The sequence below is a fragment of the Pseudomonas sp. CNPSo 3701 genome (assembly GCF_028674975.1).
Lineage (GTDB): Bacteria > Pseudomonadota > Gammaproteobacteria > Pseudomonadales > Pseudomonadaceae > Aquipseudomonas > Aquipseudomonas straminea.
Genome location: NZ_JAQZSI010000001.1, coordinates 578,223 through 597,522 on the forward strand (window position 1 = coordinate 578,223; position 19,300 = coordinate 597,522).

Consider the following 19,300-nt stretch of genomic DNA (forward strand, 5'->3'; position numbering starts at 1 on the left):
GGGTCAGGCTATCAGAGAATGTAGCGGGACAGGTCTTCGTCTTGGGCCAACTCGCCCAAGTGGCTGTTCACATAGGCGGCGTCGATGCGAATGGTCTCGCCGCTTTGCTGGCCGGCGAGGTCCGCCGCGCTGAACGACACCTCTTCGAGCAGACGCTCGAGCAGGGTGTGCAGGCGACGAGCACCGATGTTTTCGGTCTTCTCGTTGACCTGCCAGGCGATCTCGGCGATACGCTTGATGCCCTCGTCGACGAACTCGACGCCCAGGCCCTCGGTCTGCAGCAGCGCCACGTACTGCTCGGTGAGCGACGCATGGGGCTCGCTGAGGATGCGCTCGAAGTCCTCTGGGCTCAGGGCCTTGAGCTCGACACGAATCGGCAGGCGGCCCTGCAGCTCCGGCACCAGATCGCTCGGCTTGCTGAGGTGGAAGGCGCCTGAGGCGATGAACAGGATGTGGTCGGTCTTGACCATGCCCAGCTTGGTGTTCACGGTACAGCCTTCGATCAGCGGCAGCAGGTCGCGCTGCACGCCTTCGCGGGACACGTCGGCGCCGCCGGCATTGGCGCGCTTGGCCACCTTGTCGATCTCGTCGATGAACACGATGCCGTGCTGCTCGACGGCCTCCAGGGCCTTGGCCTTGAGTTCTTCTTCGTTGACCAGGCGACCGGCTTCCTCGTCACGCACCAGTTTCAGGGCGTCCTTGACCTTGAGCTTGCGGCTCTTCTTCTTGCCCTTGCCCATGTTGGAGAACAGGTTCTGCAACTGGCTGGTCATTTCTTCCATGCCGGGTGGGGTCATGATCTCGATGCCGGCCGGGCTGTCGGCCACTTCGATGTCGATTTCCTTGTCGTCCAGCTGGCCTTCGCGCAGACGCTTGCGAAACAGCTGACGGGTGTTCGAGTCGCTGCCCGACGCCGCTTCCTCGGCGAAGCCGGTGCGTGCCGGTGGCAGCAGGGCGTCGAGGATGCGGTCTTCGGCGGCGTCTTCGGCGCGGTGACGCACGCGGATGATTTCTTGCTCGCGCAGCATCTTCAAGGCGGCATCGGCGAGGTCGCGAATGATCGACTCGACGTCACGGCCGACGTAGCCGACCTCGGTGAACTTGGTGGCTTCGACCTTGAGGAACGGCGCGTTGGCCAGCTTGGCCAGGCGGCGGGCGATTTCGGTCTTGCCGACGCCGGTTGGGCCGATCATCAGGATGTTCTTCGGCGTGACCTCGGCGCGCAACTCGGTCGGCAGCTGCATGCGCCGCCAGCGGTTGCGCAGGGCGATGGCCACGGCGCGCTTGGCGTCGTCCTGGCCAATGATGTGGCGATTGAGTTCGTGAACGATCTCGCGGGGTGTCATGGACATGGGCGGGCTCCGATCCGGACTGGCTTAAATAGCCGAGCCCAGCTCCTCGATGGTCAGGTTCTGGTTGGTGAACACGCAGATCGAGCCAGCGATGTTCAGCGCGGTTTCGGCGATCTCGCGGGCGCCCAGTTCGTCGCTGCCTTTTTGCAGCAGCGCGAGGGCCGCAGCCTGGGCGAAGCCGCCACCAGAGCCCATGGCGATCAGGCCGTGCTCGGGTTCGACCACGTCACCGTTGCCGGTGATGATCAGCGAGGCGTCCTTGTTGGCCACGGCGAGCATGGCTTCCAGGCGGCTGAGGGAACGATCGGTACGCCAGTCCTTGGCCAGTTCGACGGCGGCGCGCACCAGATGGCCCTGGTGCTTCTCGAGTTGCGCTTCGAAACGCTCGAACAGGGTGAAGGCGTCGGCAGTGGCACCGGCGAAACCGGCGATCACCTGGCCGTGGTAGAGGCGACGAACCTTCTTGGCGTTGCCCTTCATCACGGTGTTGCCGAGCGAAACCTGGCCGTCGCCACCCATGACGACTTTGCCATGGCGGCGGACTGAAACGATGGTGGTCAAGGGAGAGTCTCCACGCTGCGGGGCGAAATGGCCCTGATGAAAACTCAGATGGGGGCCCGCCGCGGTTTTTCAACCGGCGGCGGGTTAGCAGGCCATTGAAAAGCGTAGGCGAGGCCGCCGATGCGAGGCAAAACAGGCTAAAAAAGCGCAGTTTACGTGTTGTAAATGAGCATTTTTTAGCCTGTTTTAACGAAGCAGCGGCAACGCAGGTAGTTTTTCAATCGCCTGTTAAAGGCGATCAGCGTAGCTGGCGCTGCTGTAAAAGCAGATTGCCGAAACCGCCGGCCGCCAGCGTCTTCTGGGCGCTGGCCAGTTGCTCGCGGTTGGCGAAGGGGCCGACCAGCACGCGGTGCCAGGTCTTGTCCTGCACGGTGCCGGATTCCACGCGCACGTTCTGGCCGAGCAGGATGATCTGCGCGCGCATGCTTTCGGCCTTGTCCTTGCTCGGGAAGGAGCCGGCCTGCAGGAAGAACTGGGTGGTCAGCGGCGCCTGGCTCGCTTCCGCCGGCTTGGTGACCGGAGGCGCGGGCGGCGGGGTTTCGCCGTTGAGCGCGGCCTGGGCGCGTGCGGCATCGATCTTGGCGGCTTCCTCGGGCGTGACTGGCTTCTGCTCGGGCGTCGGCGTAGTAGGTGGCGGTACGGCATCGGGCGGCACGATGACCTCCGACTCCGGCAGCAGGGTGTAGAAGTCGTACTTGGGCTTGCCCGGCTCCTGGCTGCTGGTGGTCGGCGTCGGTTTGGGCTTGGCGGCGGTGCTGCGCTCAGGCTGGGGCTTTTCGCGTTTGACTGCGTCGTCGCCCGGCTTGAGGTTGAGCAGCAGGGTGACGAACACGCCCACGGCCAGGCCGCAGGCCAGCCAGATCCAGCCGGGTACCGGGCGTTTGCTCGGGGCCTTGTAGCGACTGGCGCCGCGCTTGGGTGCTGGCTTCTTGCGGGCTGCCACTTACATGCGCTCCAGGGTTTCCAGGCCCAGCAGTTCCAGGCCTTGCTTGAGGGTGCGGCGAGTCAGGCCGGCCAGGCGCAGGCGGCTCTGGCGGGTGCCTTCGTCCTGGGCGCTGAGTACCGGGCAATGCTCGTAGAAGCTGGAGAACAGCCCGGCGACGTCGTACAGGTAGGCGCACAGCAGGTGCGGCGTGCCCTTGTCGGCGACGCTGCCCAGCACTTCACCGAACTGCGCCAGCTTGCCGCCCAGTTCGATTTCCTGAGGGGCATGAAGTTCGATGTGGCCATCGATGTCCTCGATACCCTTGCCCAGCTTGCGGAAGATGCTCGCGGTACGGGTGTAGGCGTACAGCAAGTAAGGCGCGGTGTTGCCCTCGAAGCTCAGCATCAGCTCGAAGTTGAAGCTGTAGTCGCTGGTGCGATGCTTGGAAAGATCGGCGTACTTTACCGACGCGATGCCCACAACTCGCCCGATTTGGCGTAGCTCAGCTTCTTCGAATGGTGTTTCACCCTTCGCAGTACGTTGGTCGTTGCGCTCCTTGACCAGCTCGTAGGCGCGCGACTCAGCTTCGTCGAGCAGGTCGATCAGCTTCACGGTGCCGCCGTCACGGGTCTTGAAGGGGCGGCCATCGGCGCCGTTCATGGTGCCGAAGCCCATGTGTTCCAGGTCCATGCCTTCGTGTACGAAACCGGCGCGACGGGCGACTTCGAAAGCCATCTGGAAGTGCAGGGCCTGACGCTGGTCGACGAAGTACAGTGCGCGGTCAGCCTTGAGGACCTGGCTGCGGTAACGCATGGCCGCCAGGTCGGTGGTCGAGTACAGATAGCCACCGCCGGCCTTCTGCACGATCACCGGCAGTGGGTTGCCTTCGGCGTTCTTGTACTCGTCGAGGAAGACGCACTGGGCGCCATTGTCTTCGGTGAGCAGGCCCTTGCTGCGCAGGTCGGCGACCACGTTGGCGAGATCCGCGTTGTAGGCGCTCTCACCCTTGACGTCGGCCGGGGTCAGTTTCACGCCCAGGCGGTCGTAGGCCTTCTGGCAGTGGCTCAGGGAAATGGCGTTGAAGCGGTTCCACAGGCGCATGCATTCCGGCTCACCGGCCTGCAGCTCGACGACCAGGGCGCGAGCGCGCTCGGCGAATTCCGGAGACTCGTCGAAGCGTTTCTTGGCGGCGCGGTAGAAACCCTCCAGATCGGCCAGCTCGCTTTCTGCGGCGGCCGGATTCTCTTCCATGAAGGCCAGCAGCATGCCGAACTGGGTACCCCAGTCGCCCACGTGGTTCTGGCGGATCACCTCGTCGCCGAGGAATTCCAGCACCCGCGCCACGGCGTCGCCGATGATGGTCGAGCGCAGATGGCCGACGTGCATTTCCTTGGCGAGGTTCGGCGAGGACAGGTCGACGACCACGCGCTGCGTCGGGCCGTTCTTGCGAACGCCGAGGCGCTCGTCGGCCAGGGCCGCTTCCAGGCGTTCGGCCAGGGCGTCGCTGTTCTGGAAGAAATTCAGAAAGCCGGGGCCGGCGATCTCGACCTTGCTGATCTGCACGTCGGCAGGCAGCGCGTCGATCAGCTTCTGGGCCAGGTCGCGCGGCTTCATGCCGGCCGGCTTGGCCAGCATCATGGCGATGTTGCTGGCGAAGTCACCGTGGGTCTTGTCCCGGGTGTTCTCCACCTGAATCGTCGGGCTCAGGCCGTCGGGCAGCACGCCTTCGGCGGTCAGGCGGGTCAGGGCTTGCTGGATCAGGTGGCGAATGCTGTCTTTCATGGTCTGCTCGTTCGGCCGCTAGGTGCGGCGCCGCTCGAAAGCGTGGGTGGAAAACTGCGCATTATAAAAGCAGCCGTAGGTTGCAGGCCACCGGCGGCAAGGAAAAGCGCGTGGCAGTTGTCTCTGGATGCGAGTCGGGTGCTCAGAACAGGTCGATCGGGTCCACATCCAGCGACCAGCGCACCGCGCGGCCGCTGGGCAGGCTCTCCAGGATCAGCAGCCAGTGCGCCAGCAGCTTGTGCAGCGGCGCACGGGCGTTGCCCTGCAGCAGCAATTGCGCGCGGTAGCGCCCGGCGCGGCGCTCCATGGGCGCGGGCACCGGGCCCAGCAGTTCGATGCCGCTGAGCGCCAGTTCGTCCAGCAAGTGCTCGGCTTCGCTGCAGGCCTCATCGAGAAAGCCTTCGGCCTGGCCGGGCTTGTGCGCTTCGGCACGCAGCAGCGCCAAATGGCAGAACGGAGGCAGGCCGGCGGCGCGGCGTTCGCTCAGCGCTTGGTCGGCAAAGGCGAAATAACCTTGCTCGGTCAGCTGTACGAGCAGCGGGTGGTCGGCCAGATGGCTTTGAATGATCACCTTGCCCGGCTCCTCGGCGCGGCCTGCGCGGCCTGCGACCTGGACGATCAGCTGGGCCATGCGTTCGCTGGCGCGGAAGTCGGCGGAGAACAGGCCGCCGTCGGCATCGAGGATCGCCACCAGGGTGACGCGTGGGAAGTGGTGACCTTTGGCGAGCATCTGGGTGCCTACCAGGATGCAGGGTTCGCCGCGCTGTACGGTGTTGAATAGGGTATTCATCGCCTCCTTGCGCGAGGTGCTGTCGCGGTCGACGCGCAGTACGGGAACGTCCGGGAAGAGAATCTCCAGCCTTTCTTCGGCGCGCTCGGTGCCGGCGCCCACCGGGCGCAGGTCGACGTTGTTGCAGCTCGGGCAGTTGCTCGGCTGGCGCTCGGTGTGGCCGCAATGGTGGCAGCGCAGCTCGCGGCTGCGCTGGTGCACGGTCATGCGCGCATCGCAGCGTGGGCATTCGGACAGCCAGCCGCATTCGTGGCACAAGAGGGTCGGCGCGAAGCCGCGGCGGTTGAGAAACACCAGCACCTGCTGGCCGGCGGCCAGAGTCTGGGTGATGGCCTGCTGCAGCGGCGGCGACATGCCGGCGTCGAGCGGCCGGCTCTTGATGTCCAGGCGCAGGAAGCGTGGCGGCTGGGCGCCGCCGGCGCGCTGGTTCATGCGCAGCAGGGCGTAGCGGCCGCTGTGGGCATTGTGCAGGCTTTCCAGCGAGGGGGTGGCCGAGCCGAGCACGATCGGTACGTTTTCCTGGTGGGCGCGCACCACGGCCAGATCGCGGGCGTGATAACGCAGGCCTTCCTGCTGCTTATAGGAGGCGTCGTGCTCCTCGTCGATGATGATCAGCCCCGGACGCTTCATGGGCGTGAACAGCGCCGAGCGGGTGCCGATGATAATGTCGGCCTCGCCGTCGCGCGCTGCCAGCCAGGCATCCAGGCGCTCGCGGTCGTTGACCGCCGAGTGCAGCAGGGCGATGCGCGCATTGAAGCGCCGCTCGAAGCGCGCCAGGGTCTGCGGGCCCAGGTTGATTTCGGGAATCAGCACCAGCGCCTGCTTGCCGGCTTCCAGAGTCTCGCGGATCAGTTGCAGGTAGACCTCGGTCTTGCCGCTGCCGGTCACGCCGGCCAGCAGGAAGGCATTGAACCCGTCGAAGCCGGCGCGCACCGCCTCCGCGGCCGCGCGCTGCTCTGTATTGAGCGGCAGCTCCGGTTGGGCCAGCCAGTTGCCGTGGCGTTCCGGGCTGCTCAGGCGGCGCACTTCGACACGCACCAGGCCCTTCTCCTGCAGCAATTGCAGGCTGTCGCGGTTGATCTGCAGCTGGCTGAGCAGTTGGTGGGCGACGCCGTGGGGGTGCTGGGCGATGGTCTTCAGGGCTTCGCGCTGACGCGGCGCGCGGGCCAGGCGTGGGTCGTCCAGGCGAGCGTCCTTGGCGATCAGCCAGAAGCGTTCCTGGCGCGCTTCGGCCGGTTCGCCCTGGCGCAGCAGCACCGGCAGCGCCCAGCTCAGGGTGTCGCCAAGACTGTGCTGGTAATACTGTGCGGTCCATTGGCACAGGCGCATCAGCGCTGGCGGCACTGGGGCTTGCAGATCGAGCAGCTCAAGGGCGGGCTTGAGCTTGTCGGCCGGCACCTCGCTGTGATCGCTGACCTCGATCAACACGCCGATCATCTCGCGGCGGCCAAAAGGCACGCGCAGCCGCGCACCGGGCTGCAGGTCGCGGGCCGATACGCCACGCGGGGCGAGGTAGTCGAACAGCCGGCGCAGTGGTGAGGGCAGGGCGAGTCGCAGGATGACGTCAGGCACGCAAGGGCTCCAGGCAGGCGAGGCGCGATCTTAGCAGGCCCCTGAAAAACAACCTACGCTGCTTTCACAGCCTGAGGTCAGGGCGTGTGATAGGTTGGTGCGACGGTCGGTAGCGGCGGGCGAGTTGCATCATGGGCCGGCTCTGGTATGATCCGCGGCCAACCTAAGTGCGGTACCTGACAATAGTGTCGGGTGGCGGCACAAAACCTGAGGAAGAATCATGAAAGCCGATATCCATCCGGAATACGTCGCCATCGACGCCACCTGCAGCTGCGGTAATGTCATCAAGACCCGCTCCACTCTGGGCAAGCCCCTGAGCCTGGACGTGTGCTCCGAGTGCCACCCGTTCTACACCGGCAAGCAGAAGGTGCTGGACACCGGCGGCCGTATCGATCGCTTCAAGCAGCGTTTCGGTGTGTTCGGCGCCAAGTAAGCGACCGAGCAGCGAAAGAGGCCCACATGGCTGTTTTCGCATCATTGAAAAAGGCGTCCCTGGTGGGCGCCTTTTTCGTTTCTGTCTTTTGTCTTCCCGCTCATGCGTTCTGCCCGGCGCCCGGCAAGCTGCCCCAGGCCAAGGTGCAGCGGGTGGTGGATGGCGATACCGTGCGCCTGGCCGATGGTCGCAGCGTGCGGCTGATCGGCATCAACGCCCCCGAACTGGCGCGCATGGGCAGGCCGGCCGAGCCCTTCGCCGAGGCCGCCCGTGAGCGCCTCACCGCGCTGGTCGCCGCCAATGGTGGCCGGGTGGGTGTAAAGGTCGGTGCCGAGCGGCAGGATCGCTATGGGCGTACCCTGGCCCATCTCTACGACCGCGCCGGCAACAATCTGGAGGCGCAACTGCTCGCCGAGGGCTATGGCCAGCTGGTAGCGATCACCCCCAATGTCAGCCTGGTGAACTGCCAGCGTGAAGCCGAGCGCCAGGCGCGCAGTGCTCGCGCAGGGCTTTGGGCGCAGCTGCGGCCGTTGCCGGCCCGCGCGATACGCAGTGGCGGCTTCGTGTTGCTCGAAGGCCAGGTGCAGCGCGTCGATCGTAATCGTGGCGGCTTGTGGATCGAGCTGGGCAACTCGGTGGTGCTGCGTATTGCACCTCAGGTGCTGGATACCTTTGCCGCAGCGGATCTTCGCGGTCTACAGGGCAAGCGCGTAGAAGCGCGTGGCTGGGTGGTCGACCGCTCCCGCGGCGGCGGCCTCAAGGTCGGCCAGGCGCGCTGGCTGTTGCCGCTGACCCACAGCGCCATGCTGGAGGTGCAGCGATGAGGCTGTGCCTGCTGATTCTGATGTTGGCGACCCTGGCCGGCTGCGCGGTGAATCCCGCGACCGGGCGCACCGATTTCGTGATGATGAGCGAATCTCAGGAACTGTCCATCGGTCGCGACGCCCATCAGCAGATTCTCAAGCAGTACCCGCGTTATCCCGATGAAGCCTTGCAGGCCTATGTGCAGCAGGTCGGCGAGCGCGTGGCGCGACACAGCCACCGCGGGCAGCTGGATTATCACTTCACGGTGATCGACAGTCCGGACATCAATGCCTTCGCCCTGCCAGGCGGCTACATCTATATCCACCGCGGGCTGATGGCCTACCTGAGTTCCGAGGCCGAGCTGGCGGCCGTGCTCGGCCACGAGGTCGGCCACGTGATCGCCCGCCACGGTGTGCGCCAGCAAAGCCAGTCGACCGCCTGGGGAATCCTCGGCCAGGCGGTGGCCATGGGCACCGGCGTAGGGGCGGCGGCGGACGTGACCGGTGTGTTGGGCAATGCCGTGGTGCGCGGCTATGGCCGTGACATGGAGCTGGAGGCCGATGGCCTTGGCGCCCAGTACCTGGCCCGCGCTGGTTACGACCCGCAGGCGATGATCGAGGTGGTCAAGGTGCTCAAGTTGCAGGAGGACTTCGCCCGCGACCAGGCCGCTGCGCGTGGTGAGCAGCAGCCAGTGGGCAGCTATCACGGTCTGTTCGACACTCACCCGGACAACGACCGGCGGCTGCAGCAGGTGATCGGCCCGGCGCGGGCACTGGTCGGCGGGCAACAGGAGGTCAACCGCGAGGCCTTTCTCAAGCATCTGCAGGGCCTGCCGTTCGGCGATTCGGCCGAGAGCGGCATTCGCCGCGGCGAGCGCTTCTATCACCGCGATCTGGATTTCACCCTGGCGTTCGCCAAGGACTGGAGCATCATCAACGAGCCGCAGCAACTTGTTGGCCAGTCGCCCGACAAGCAGGTGCTCGTCGCTATGACGCTGGAGGACAATCCGCGTGGTCTCGATGCTGCCAGCCTGCTCAAGCAGCGCATCGGTGGCCGGCGTCTGCTCGCTGGCGAGGCACTGCAACAAACCGGGTTACAGGGCTATACCGGCCTGGTCGAGGGCAACGTGCCGCGTCGGGTGGCGGTGATCCTCAAGGGTGGCAGGGCCTACCTGTTCGTGGGGGCGGTCAAAGGCCGCGCTGCCAGTGCCGCGGAAGATGCGCAGATGCTCGCGACGATCAATAGCTTCCGGCCACTTCAGCCGGCCGAGCGCAAGCTGGCCGAGCCGCTGAGGTTGCAGTTGGTGCGCATAACGCCGGGTCAAACGGTCAAGTCATTTGCCGCAGGTAGCGGCCTGGCCAGTGATGCAGAGGCTACCTTGCGGTTGCTCAACACTCTTTATCCACAGGGCGAGCCTCGCCCGGGGGAATGGTTCAAAACGGTTCGCTGAGGCACGTTTGCAGGCTGACTGCATAGTCTTGTGCAGGCCCCTGCACATTGCGTATCCTCGCCGACTGCCAGTCAATAGCCCAAAAAAAGCGGAACGCCACTATGTCTGATCTGAAAACTGCCGCTCTCGAATACCATGAGAAGCCCCGTCCGGGTAAGTTGAGCGTCGAGCTCACCAAGCCCACCGCCACTGCCCGTGACCTGTCGCTGGCCTACAGCCCGGGTGTCGCCGAGCCAGTGCGCGAGATCGCTCGCGATCCGGAGCTCGCCTACCGCTACACCGGTAAAGGCAACCTGGTAGCGGTCATTTCCGACGGCACCGCAATCCTCGGCCTGGGCGACCTCGGCCCGCTGGCTTCCAAGCCGGTCATGGAAGGCAAGGGCGTCCTGTTCAAGCGTTTCGCAGGCGTCGACGTGTTCGATATCGAAGTCGATGCCGAAAGCCCGCAAGCCTTCATCGACACCGTCAAGCGCATCTCCATCACCTTCGGTGGCATCAACCTGGAAGATATCAAGGCGCCCGAGTGCTTCGAGATCGAGCGCGCGCTGATCGAGCAGTGCGACATCCCGGTTTTCCACGATGACCAGCATGGCACCGCGATCGTCACCGCGGCCGGCATGCTCAACGCCCTGGAAATCGCCGGCAAGACTCTGCCAGAAGCCAAGATCGTCTGCCTGGGCGCCGGTGCTGCGGCCATCTCCTGCATGAAGCTGCTGGTGAGCATGGGCGCCAAGGTCGAGAACATCTACATGATCGACCGCAAGGGCGTGATTCACGCCGGCCGCGACGATCTGAACCAGTACAAGGCGGTATTCGCCACCGAAACCGACAAGCGCACTCTGGATGACGCGCTGACCGGCGCTGACGTGTTCGTCGGCCTGTCCGGCCCGGACCTGCTGAGCCCTGAAGGTCTCAACTTGATGGCGCCGAACCCGATCGTGTTCGCCTGCTCGAACCCGGACCCGGAAATCAAGCCCGAAGTGGCGCACGCCACCCGCAGCGACGTGATCATGGCCACTGGTCGTTCCGACTACCCGAACCAGGTCAACAACGTGCTGGGCTTCCCGTTCATCTTCCGTGGAGCACTGGACGTTCGCGCCACCCGCATCAACGAAGAGATGAAGATCGCTGCCGCCAACGCCCTACGCGAGCTGGCCAAGCTGCCGGTTCCTAAGGAAGTGTGCGACGCCTACGGCGGTATCAAGTTGGAATTCGGCCGTGAGTACATCATTCCGAAGCCGATGGATGCTCGTCTGATCAACGTGGTGTGCGACGCGGTGGCCAAGGCTGCTATCGAAAGCGGTGTGGCGACCCTGCCGTATCCGAAGCACTACCCGCTGCAGTCGGTAGCCGACGTGTTCAAAGGCTGAGTGATTCAGCCGGCAACAAAAAACCCGCTTCGGCGGGTTTTTTGTTGGGCGCGTTTCGAGTCGTTGATGCGTGCCGCGAGAGGTTCCGCCAGCAGCTGGGCTGCTGGCGTTGCCCTTAGAACAGGTCGATCGGCGCGCTCTCGTCGGCTGGCAGTGGGCTGTTCGGCGCGCCCATGCCTGGGTCGAGCTCGTTCATGGGCGGCGGCGAGTCTTCGCTTTTGAACAGCTCGAAATACGCATCCGGCGTGCCTGGCACGGCGGCACGACCGCTGTGCGGATCGACACGCAGGGTGAGGATGCCATCCGGCTCGGTGGGCGCGTGATTGGGCTTGTCCTTGAGTGCGGCGCCCATGTAATTCATCCAGATCGGCAGCGCCACGGTGCCGCCGTATTCATTTCGGCCCAGGCTTTCCGGCTGGTCGAAGCCGGCCCACACGGTGGTCACGTAATCGGCGTTGTAGCCGGAGAACCAGCTGTCCTTGGATTCGTTGGTGGTACCGGTCTTGCCTGCCAGGTCGTTGCGGCCCAGGGCCATAGCCCGGCGTCCGGTGCCGCGCTTGATCACGTCCTGCAGCATGCTGGTCATGATGTAGGCGGTGCGCTCATCAAGAATGCGCTCGGCCTCGGCTGGCTGCGGTGCGTCCGGCAATTGTTCGGGCGCCGCTTCGGCCGGGTTCATCACGCCTTCTTCGTTGACCGGCGGCGGCACTTCGACCTTGGCGGCGTTCGGTACGCTCGGCGGATTGGCGACGAACAGCGGGTCGCCATGACGGTTGTCGATACGCTGGATCAGGTACGGCTGCACCTTGTGGCCGCCGTTGGCGAACGCCGTCCAGCCGGTAGCGATTTCCATGGGCGTCAGGTTGGCGGTGCCGAGTGCCAGCGACAGGTTGCGCGGCAGGTCCTGGCGATTGAAGCCAAAGCGCTCGATGTAGCTCAGCGTGTTTTCGATGCCCATGGCCTGCAGCAGGCGGATCGACACCAGGTTGCGCGACTTGTACAGCGCCTCGCGTAAGCGAATCGGGCCTAGGAAAGTGTTGTTGTCGTTCTTCGGGCGCCAGACCTGATCCATGTAGTCATCGACGAACACGATCGGCGCGTCGTTGACCAGGCTGGCGGCGGTGTAGCCGTTATCCAGCGCGGCGCTGTAGATGAACGGCTTGAAGCTCGAGCCGGGCTGACGTTTGGCCTGCACGGCGCGGTTGTAGTTGCTTTGTTCGAACGAGAAGCCGCCGACCAAGGCGCGGATGGCGCCGTTCTGCGGGTCGAGTGAAACCAGGGCGCTTTGCGCACTGGGTAGTTGCGCAAAGCGCAGGCTGCCGTCGTCCTGGCGTTGCACGCGGATCAGGTCACCGATCTGCGCCACGTCCGCCGGTTGCTGCGGGCGCGGCCCCAGGCTGTTGGTATTGAGGAACGGGCGCGCCCATTTCATGCTGTCCCACGACACGGCTTCTTCGTCGCCGCGGCGAGTCAGCACCAGAATGCCGCTCTTCTCGACCTGGGTGACGATGGCCGGCTCCAGGCCACCACGCAGGCCTTGCTTGCTCAGTTCGGTCTGCCAGGTTTCCCGGGTCATGCCGGGCAGGCGGCTCTCCGGGCCGCGGTAGCCGTGGCGCTGGTCGTACTCGATCAATCCGTCGCGCAGCGCCTTGTTGGCCATCACCTGCAGGTTGCTGGGCACCGTGGTGGTGACGTTGAAGCCCTGGGTGTAGGCGTCGCTGCCATAGCGGCCGACCATTTCGGCGCGGGCCATCTCGGCAACGTAGGGCGCCGACACTTCAGGCGTCGCGACGTGGTAGCTGGCATCCACTGGCTCGGCCAGGGCGGCCTGGTAGCGCGCCTGGTCAATGCGGCCAAGGCGGAACATGCGGCCGAGGATCCAGTCGCGGCGCTCCTTGGCGCGCGTGGGATTGGTCAGCGGGTTGAACGCCGACGGCGCCTTGGGAAGACCGGCTATCGTCGCAAGCTGCGAAAGGCTCAAGTCTCGGATGGACTTGCCGTAATAGACTTGTGCGGCGGCTTCGATGCCGTAGGCGCGGTGGCCCAGATAGATCTTGTTGACGTACAGCTCGAGGATTTCGTTTTTGCTCAGCTCGCGCTCGATCTGCAGGGCGAGGAGGATCTCGGTGATCTTGCGCGAAAAACTGCGCTCGCTGGTGAGGAAGAAGTTCTTCGCCACCTGCATGGTGATGGTGCTGCCACCGGATTGAATCTGACCTGTTTTTAATAATTGCGTGGCAGCGCGCATCAGGCTCGTAAGATCGACGCCATAATGATTTGCGAAGTTATCGTCTTCGGCTGCCAGCAGGGCGCTGGTGAAGTCGGGCGGAATATCGGCGAAGGCGATGGGCGAGCGACGCATCTCGCCGAATTCGGCGATGAGTTTTCCATCGCTTGTGTACACGCGAAGCGGTATCTGCAGCTCTATACTGCGCAAGGCATCGACAGAGGGTAGGGTCGGGCTCAGGTAGAGGAAAGCACCACTGACGGCGAGTACCAGCGCACAAAAAACGGCGATGACGGACCAGCAGAAAAACTTCAGCAAACGCATCAAGATTTTTGGATTTCCAGATAAAAGAATGAGTTAAGCGGAAGGCAAATTGAAAAGGCAAAAGCTGATCACATTATAAGCGTTTTTTTTGCTGGGGAGCCATTTGCGCTTCTGTCAAGTCTGCTATTTAATGTGGAAAAACATAAATCATCCGTAAGTTATGGATGTGAATAGGAAATCGGTCGTGCTAGGGCTCTTCAGTAAAAAAGCGAATACGCTTTTGGGGATCGATATAAGTTCGACCTCCGTCAAGCTCCTCGAATTGAGTCGCTCAGGTAGCCGCTACAAGGTAGAGGCCTACGCTGTCGAGCCGCTCCCCGCCAATGCTGTGGTTGAAAAGAACATCGCCGAACTCGAGGGTGTCGGGCAGGCGTTGTCGCGGGTGCTCGCCAAGGCCAAGACCAGCGTGCGCTCGGTTTCCGTTGCCGTTGCCGGCTCCGCGGTGATTACCAAGACCGTGGAAATGGAAGCAGGCCTGACCGACGACGAACTGGAAAACCAGCTCAAGCTCGAAGCCGACCAGTACATTCCGTACCCTCTTGAAGAGGTGGCGATCGACTTCGAAGTTCAGGGTATTTCGCCGCGCAACCCTGATCGGGTCGAAGTGCTGCTGGCGGCCTGTCGTAAGGAAAACGTCGAAGTTCGTGAGGCAGCCCTGGCGCTTGCCGGCCTGACTGCCAAGGTCGTCGATGTCGAGGCCTATGCCCTTGAGCGTGCCTACGAGCTGCTTGTCGAGCAGTTGGGGGGCGCGCACGACGAGCTAACCGTGGCGGTCGTCGATATCGGCGCGACCATGACCACCCTCAGCGTGCTGCACAATGGCCGCACCATCTATACCCGCGAGCAACTGTTCGGCGGGCGTCAGCTGACCGAAGAGATTCAGCGCCGCTACGGCCTCTCCGTCGACGAAGCCGGGCTTGCCAAGAAGCAGGGCGGCCTGCCCGACGATTACGAAAGCGAAGTGCTGCAGCCGTTCAAGGACGCTCTGGTACAGCAGGTGTCCCGCTCGCTGCAGTTCTTCTTCGCTGCGGGGCAGTACAACGATGTGGATTACATCCTGCTGGCCGGCGGAACTGCCTCCATCCCGGATCTCGATCGCCTGATCCAGCAGAAGATTGGCACCCAGACACTGGTCGCCAACCCCTTCGCCGATATGGCCCTGAGCGGCAAGGTCAACGCGGGAGCGCTGGCCAGTGACGCGCCGGCACTGATGATTGCCTGTGGCCTGGCGATGAGGAGTTTCGACTGATGGCGCGGATTAACCTCCTTCCCTGGCGTGAGCAGCTTCGCGAAGAACGCAAGCAGCGCTTCCTGGTTTCGCTGGGCGGCCTTTTGGTCGCTGCTGCGGCGCTGGTTTTCCTCGGCGACCAGTATCTGAATGGCGAAATCGAGAATCAGCAGGCCCGTAACGACTTCGTGCGCAAGGAAATTGCTGTGCTCGATACCCGTATCGCGGAGATCAGCGAGCTGCGCACCCGCCGCCAGCAGCTGCTGGAGCGGATGAAGATCATTCAGGATCTGCAGGGCAACCGCCCGATCATCGGCCATGTGTTCGACCAGTTGGTGCGAACGCTGCCCGATGGTGTGTATTTCACCGGGGTGAAAATGACCGGCAAGACCATCGCCATTGTCGGCGCCGCGGAATCCAATAGCCGAGTTTCCAAACTGATGCGTGACATGGATGCTTCCGACTGGCTGACCGCCCCCAACCTGACCGAGGTCAAGGCCGTCACCGCCGGTGCAGTGGATCAGGCCAATACCTTTCAGCTGACCGTGCAGCAAGCGCAGCCGGGCAAGGATCAGGCGGAGGTCAAGCCATGAGCCTGAACGATTCTCTGGCCAGTTTGCGCAAGATCGACGTCAATGATCTGGATCTGAACAACATCGGCTCCTGGCCTGCCGCGGTCAAGGTGATCGCCGGCATTCTGGCCGTCGTACTGGTGCTGGCACTCGGTTACAACTTTCACCTCAAGGATCTGCAGGCCACGCTGGATCAGCAGCGGCTGGATGAGGAAACGCTCAAGGAGCAGTTCTCCACCAAGGCTTTTCAGGCCGCCAACCTTGAGGCTTACCGCGAGCAGATGAAGGAGGCTGAAACCTCATTCGGCGCCCTGCTCAAGCAGCTGCCCAGCGATACCGAAGTGCCGGGCCTGCTCGAAGACATCACCCGTATCGGCCTCGATAGCGGCCTGGAGTTCGAGGAAATCAAGTTGCTGCCGGAAGTGACCCAGCCCTTCTACATCGAACTGCCAATTCAGATCAAAGTGGTGGGTGGCTATCACGATCTGGCGACGTTCGTCAGTGGCGTGGCCAGTCAGCCGCGAATCGTCACCCTGCATGACTTCGAGCTGGTGCCGGCCGAGCAGAGCAGCACCTCCAAGCTGCGTATGAGCGTTCTGGCCAAGACCTATCGCTACAACGACAAAGGGGCACACCAATGAAACGTGTCCTCTTACCCGGCCTGCTGCTGGTGACCCTGAGTGGCTGCGGCGGTGGTGACTTCAGTGATCTGCAAGCCTACATGGATGAAGTGCGGGCACGGCCGAAAGGGCAGATAGAGCCCCTGCCGCAACCCGAGCCCTACGAAAGCTTTACCTACAGTGCCGCTGCTCTGCGTAGCCCTTTCCAGCCGCCGGTGAAGATCGATATGGTCGCCCGGGCGAAAGGCAGCAAGGAAATCAAGCCCGACGAGACGCGCGTCAAGCAGTTCCTCGAAGGGTTCAATATCGAGCTGTTCGAGATGGTCGGCACCCTGGCCAACGACAAAGGCTCGTTCGCATTGGTAAGCGGTGCAGGTGGTGTCCATCGCGTCAAGGTCGGGGATTACCTGGGGCGCAATGAGGGCCGCATCGTTGCCATCGACAGTGCCAAGATCGACGTGGTCGAGATCGTCCCGGACGGTGAGGGCGGCTGGCTCGAGCGTCCTCGCACCCTCACTCTGAAGGAGCGCTCCTGAGGAGCGAGGTGATCCATGAATAGAAATAACCGGTCTGCCAAACGGAACCCAAGCATGAACAGCTCCCTCTCTCGCCTCAGCATTTCGCTGCTGCTGGCTATGCTCTCTCCTGCCGTTCTGGCCGCCAATCTGCAGGCGCTGGATGTGGCTGCTCTGCCGGGTGACCGTGTCGAGTTGAAACTGTCTTTATGATGAGCCGGTGGCAGCGCCGCGTGGCTATACCATCGAGCAGCCGGCGCGTATCGCCCTGGATCTGCCGGGCGTATCCAACAAGCTGGGCGTGAAGAATCGCGAGCTGGGCATGGGCAATGCGCGCAGCGTCACGGTTGTGGAGGCCAAGGATCGTACGCGGCTGATCATCAACCTGACCAACCTGTCGCCTTACAACACTCGCACCGAAGGCAATAATCTGTTCGTGCAGGTTGGCACCGGCGTGGCCACGTCGGCGACCACGACCGCTGCAGCGCCCGTGACTGCGCCCGCCGCAGCGGCCCCGCGTCCTGCTGAGGCTGCAGCGCCAGTTTCCGCGCCGGCCGCTCCGAAGGTATTCGGCGCCGTGAACAAGTCGATCAGCAATATCGACTTCCAGCGCGGTGAGCAGGGTGAGGGCAATGTTGTCATCAACCTGTCCGATGCGTCCGTCAGCCCCGACATTCAGGAGCGCGGCGGCAAGATCATCCTCAACTTCAATCGCACCCAACTGCCTGAAGCCTTGCGTGTGCGCCTGGACGTCAAGGACTTCGCCACGCCGGTGCAGTTCGTCAGTGCCACTGGCAAGGGCGACGATGCCAGCATCGTCATCGAGCCGGTGGGAGCCTTCGACTACCTGGCCTACCAGACCGAAAACAAGCTGACCCTCAGCGTCAAGCCGCTAACCCAGGAAGATGCCGAGAAGCGTCAGGCTGATCGCTTCGCCTATACCGGCGAGAAGTTGTCGCTGAACTTCCAGGACATCGACGTGCGTTCGGTGCTGCAGTTGATCGCCGACTTCACCGACCTGAACCTGGTGGCCAGTGACACGGTGGCGGGCAATATCACTCTGCGTCTGCAGAACGTACCGTGGGATCAGGCGCTGGATCTGGTGCTGAAAACCAAGGGCTTGGACAAGCGCCAGGTCGGAAACGTATTGCTGGTCGCGCCTGCCGAAGAAATCGCTGCCCGTGAGAAGCAGGAGCTGGAGTCGCAGAAGCAGATCGCCGAACTGGCGCCGCTGCGTCGTGAGCTGATTCAGGTCAACTACGCCAAGGCTGCCGACATGGCCAAACTGTTCCAGTCGGTGACCAGTGCGAATGGTGGTGTCGCCGATGATCGTGGTTCGATTACTGTCGATGAGCGTACCAACAGCATCATTGCTTACCAAACTCAGGAGCGCCTGGACGAACTGCGTCGTATTGTTGCTCAGCTAGACGTAGCAGTACGTCAAGTGATGATTGAGGCGCGGATTGTTGAGGCCAGGGTTAACTACGACAAGGCCTTGGGCGTACGGTGGGGAGGGCAGGCAAGAAAAGGGCGTTGGGATCTTACGGGCAAGGATGGTGTTCAGGCCTTCGATTCGGATACAGGTCAGCGCATAAATGTAGGGACTGACCAAGTAGGGAACACCACACTGGACGATGGTGTGACCAATCTGCCTTTTGTCGATATGGGTGTAGCTAGCAGCACATCTGGTGTGGGCATCGGGTTCCTCAGCAACAATGTGGTTTTGGATCTTCAGTTGTCGGCGATGGAAAGTTCGGGTAACGGTGAGATTGTTTCTCAACCAAAAGTCGTTACCTCTGATAAAGAGACTGCGAAGATTCTCAAGGGGCAAGAAGTGCCTTACCAAGAAGCAAGCTCGAGTGGCGCCACCTCTACTTCTTTCAAAGAGGCGGCCTTGTCTCTTGAAGTTACCCCGCAGATTACTCCTGACAATCGCATCATCATGGAGGTCAAGGTAACCAAGGATGCGCCTGACTTCGCCAATGCCGTCAACAATGTTCCGCCAATCAACAAGAACGAGGTCAATGCAAAAGTTCTCGTTGCTGATGGTGAAACGATAGTGATTGGTGGAGTGTTCGAGAATACTCAAACCAAATCCACGGAGAAGGTACCATTCCTTGGAGATGTACCGTATCTGGGGCGTTTGTTCCGTCGTGATATCGTGCAGGACAACAAGACCGAGTTGCTGGTTTTCATCACTCCGCGCATCATGAACACCTCTGCGGTGGCCGTGAGTCGGTAATTTGTGCGTAATCTGATCCTTGTCGGCCCGATGGGTGCTGGTAAAAGCACCATCGGGCGTTTGCTTGCCAAAGAGTTGCGGTTGCCATTCAAGGACTCCGACAAGGAGATCGAACAGCGTACCGGTGCCGATATACCTTGGATTTTCGATGTCGAGGGCGAGCAGGGCTTTCGCGAGCGCGAGCAAGCAGTGATCTGCTCGCTCTGTGAAGTCGATGGTCTCGTTCTGGCGACCGGCGGTGGTGCGGTATTGCGCCCGCAAAATCGTCAGGCGTTGCGAAGCAGTGGTCGAGTCGTTTATCTGCATGCTTCCGTGGAGCAGCAGATCGACCGCACAGCCCGTGATCGCAATCGTCCCTTGTTGCGTGCGCCCAATCCCGGGCAGGTGCTGGCTGATCTGCTGGCCATTCGTGATCCGCTGTATCGGGAAATCGCCGATGTGATCATCGAGACCGATGAGCGTCCGCCGCGAATGGTGGTTCAGGAAATTCTCGAGCGGCTGGAAGCGCTGGCGCCCCGTTAATGACAGGGCAG

The 19,300-nt window shown here is 62.8% G+C and carries 15 protein-coding genes and 1 pseudogene; 10 read left to right on the forward strand and 6 right to left on the reverse strand.

Annotated elements, in window-relative coordinates; genetic code table 11:
- Nucleotides 1–11: 11 nt before the first annotated feature.
- The 5 genes from hslU to PVA39_RS02655 all read right to left on the reverse strand — a co-directional run bounded on the left by hslU (nucleotide 12) and on the right by PVA39_RS02655 (nucleotide 6,982).
- Nucleotides 12–1,352: an HslU--HslV peptidase ATPase subunit gene (gene hslU / locus PVA39_RS02635; protein WP_274122679.1), complete on the reverse strand. Its 1,341-nt coding sequence runs from the start codon at nucleotides 1,350–1,352 to the stop codon at nucleotides 12–14.
- A 24-nt stretch (nucleotides 1,353–1,376) separates the two neighbouring features.
- The gene (hslV, locus tag PVA39_RS02640; protein ID WP_274122681.1) at nucleotides 1,377–1,913 is read right to left on the reverse strand and encodes an ATP-dependent protease subunit HslV; all 537 of its coding nucleotides are present in this window, start codon (nucleotides 1,911–1,913) and stop codon (nucleotides 1,377–1,379) included.
- A gap of 238 nt (nucleotides 1,914–2,151) precedes the next feature.
- Entirely contained in the window at nucleotides 2,152–2,856 is a 705-nt protein-coding gene (locus tag PVA39_RS02645) for an SPOR domain-containing protein (protein WP_093500349.1), read from the reverse strand.
- Nucleotides 2,857–4,620 (reverse strand): arginine--tRNA ligase, encoded by a 1,764-nt coding sequence (gene argS / locus PVA39_RS02650; protein WP_274122684.1) that lies wholly within the window; start codon nucleotides 4,618–4,620, stop codon nucleotides 2,857–2,859.
- 142 nt (nucleotides 4,621–4,762) lie between these two features.
- Complete coding sequence (locus tag PVA39_RS02655; protein ID WP_274122686.1) at nucleotides 4,763–6,982, reverse strand: primosomal protein N'; 2,220 nt, start codon at nucleotides 6,980–6,982, stop codon at nucleotides 4,763–4,765.
- Between the two features lie 220 nt (nucleotides 6,983–7,202).
- Here PVA39_RS02655 and rpmE point away from each other — a divergent pair, with 220 nt between their 5' ends.
- From rpmE to PVA39_RS02675, 4 genes are all read left to right on the forward strand, one after another.
- Nucleotides 7,203–7,415 (forward strand): 50S ribosomal protein L31, encoded by a 213-nt coding sequence (gene rpmE / locus PVA39_RS02660; protein WP_070885964.1) that lies wholly within the window; start codon nucleotides 7,203–7,205, stop codon nucleotides 7,413–7,415.
- Nucleotides 7,416–7,441: 26 nt separating this feature from the next.
- Nucleotides 7,442–8,239, forward strand: a complete 798-nt coding sequence (locus PVA39_RS02665) for a thermonuclease family protein (protein WP_274122687.1) — start codon at nucleotides 7,442–7,444, stop codon at nucleotides 8,237–8,239.
- Nucleotides 8,236–9,669, forward strand: coding sequence for a M48 family metalloprotease (locus PVA39_RS02670; RefSeq protein ID WP_274122688.1), 1,434 nt, complete (start codon nucleotides 8,236–8,238; stop codon nucleotides 9,667–9,669). Before PVA39_RS02665 ends, PVA39_RS02670 begins: the two co-directional genes overlap by 4 nt.
- 101 nt (nucleotides 9,670–9,770) lie before the next feature.
- Nucleotides 9,771–11,039: a malic enzyme-like NAD(P)-binding protein gene (locus PVA39_RS02675; protein WP_274122689.1), complete on the forward strand. Its 1,269-nt coding sequence runs from the start codon at nucleotides 9,771–9,773 to the stop codon at nucleotides 11,037–11,039.
- A gap of 115 nt (nucleotides 11,040–11,154) precedes the next feature.
- Here the strand turns inward: PVA39_RS02675 and PVA39_RS02680 are convergent, their stop codons facing one another.
- Nucleotides 11,155–13,590: a penicillin-binding protein 1A gene (locus PVA39_RS02680; protein WP_443200932.1), complete on the reverse strand. Its 2,436-nt coding sequence runs from the start codon at nucleotides 13,588–13,590 to the stop codon at nucleotides 11,155–11,157.
- A 184-nt stretch (nucleotides 13,591–13,774) separates the two neighbouring features.
- Between PVA39_RS02680 and PVA39_RS02685 the strand changes: the two genes are divergently transcribed.
- From PVA39_RS02685 to aroK, 6 genes and pseudogenes are all read left to right on the forward strand, one after another.
- Nucleotides 13,775–14,839, forward strand: a complete 1,065-nt coding sequence (locus tag PVA39_RS02685; protein ID WP_274122694.1) for a pilus assembly protein PilM — start codon at nucleotides 13,775–13,777, stop codon at nucleotides 14,837–14,839.
- Nucleotides 14,839–15,411, forward strand: a complete 573-nt coding sequence (pilN, locus tag PVA39_RS02690) for a type 4a pilus biogenesis protein PilN (RefSeq protein ID WP_013789548.1) — start codon at nucleotides 14,839–14,841, stop codon at nucleotides 15,409–15,411. The genes PVA39_RS02685 and pilN overlap by 1 nt, the downstream gene beginning before the upstream one ends.
- The gene (pilO, locus tag PVA39_RS02695) at nucleotides 15,408–16,031 is read left to right on the forward strand and encodes a type 4a pilus biogenesis protein PilO (protein ID WP_274122696.1); all 624 of its coding nucleotides are present in this window, start codon (nucleotides 15,408–15,410) and stop codon (nucleotides 16,029–16,031) included. The genes pilN and pilO overlap by 4 nt, the downstream gene beginning before the upstream one ends.
- Nucleotides 16,028–16,546: a type 4a pilus biogenesis lipoprotein PilP gene (gene pilP, locus PVA39_RS02700; protein ID WP_093500332.1), complete on the forward strand. Its 519-nt coding sequence runs from the start codon at nucleotides 16,028–16,030 to the stop codon at nucleotides 16,544–16,546. Before pilO ends, pilP begins: the two co-directional genes overlap by 4 nt.
- A gap of 54 nt (nucleotides 16,547–16,600) precedes the next feature.
- A pseudogene (gene pilQ, locus PVA39_RS02705) lies at nucleotides 16,601–18,767 on the forward strand (type IV pilus secretin PilQ).
- A gap of 3 nt (nucleotides 18,768–18,770) precedes the next feature.
- On the forward strand, nucleotides 18,771–19,289 hold the full coding sequence (aroK, locus tag PVA39_RS02710; RefSeq protein WP_274122699.1) for a shikimate kinase AroK: 519 nt from the start codon (nucleotides 18,771–18,773) through the stop codon (nucleotides 19,287–19,289).
- Nucleotides 19,290–19,300: the final 11 nt, after the last annotated feature.

Coding starts and splice junctions, on each gene's coding strand:
- PVA39_RS02675 (WP_274122689.1), top strand. CDS start 9,771: ATGTCTGATCTGAAAACTGCCGCTCTCGAATACCATGAGAAGCCCCGT.
- argS (WP_274122684.1), bottom strand. CDS start 4,620: ATGAAAGACAGCATTCGCCACCTGATCCAGCAAGCCCTGACCCGCCTG.
- pilN (WP_013789548.1), top strand. CDS start 14,839: ATGGCGCGGATTAACCTCCTTCCCTGGCGTGAGCAGCTTCGCGAAGAA.
- pilO (WP_274122696.1), top strand. CDS start 15,408: ATGAGCCTGAACGATTCTCTGGCCAGTTTGCGCAAGATCGACGTCAAT.
- PVA39_RS02670 (WP_274122688.1), top strand. CDS start 8,236: ATGAGGCTGTGCCTGCTGATTCTGATGTTGGCGACCCTGGCCGGCTGC.
- rpmE (WP_070885964.1), top strand. CDS start 7,203: ATGAAAGCCGATATCCATCCGGAATACGTCGCCATCGACGCCACCTGC.
- PVA39_RS02680 (WP_443200932.1), bottom strand. CDS start 13,590: ATGCGTTTGCTGAAGTTTTTCTGCTGGTCCGTCATCGCCGTTTTTTGT.
- pilP (WP_093500332.1), top strand. CDS start 16,028: ATGAAACGTGTCCTCTTACCCGGCCTGCTGCTGGTGACCCTGAGTGGC.
- PVA39_RS02665 (WP_274122687.1), top strand. CDS start 7,442: ATGGCTGTTTTCGCATCATTGAAAAAGGCGTCCCTGGTGGGCGCCTTT.
- hslU (WP_274122679.1), bottom strand. CDS start 1,352: ATGTCCATGACACCCCGCGAGATCGTTCACGAACTCAATCGCCACATC.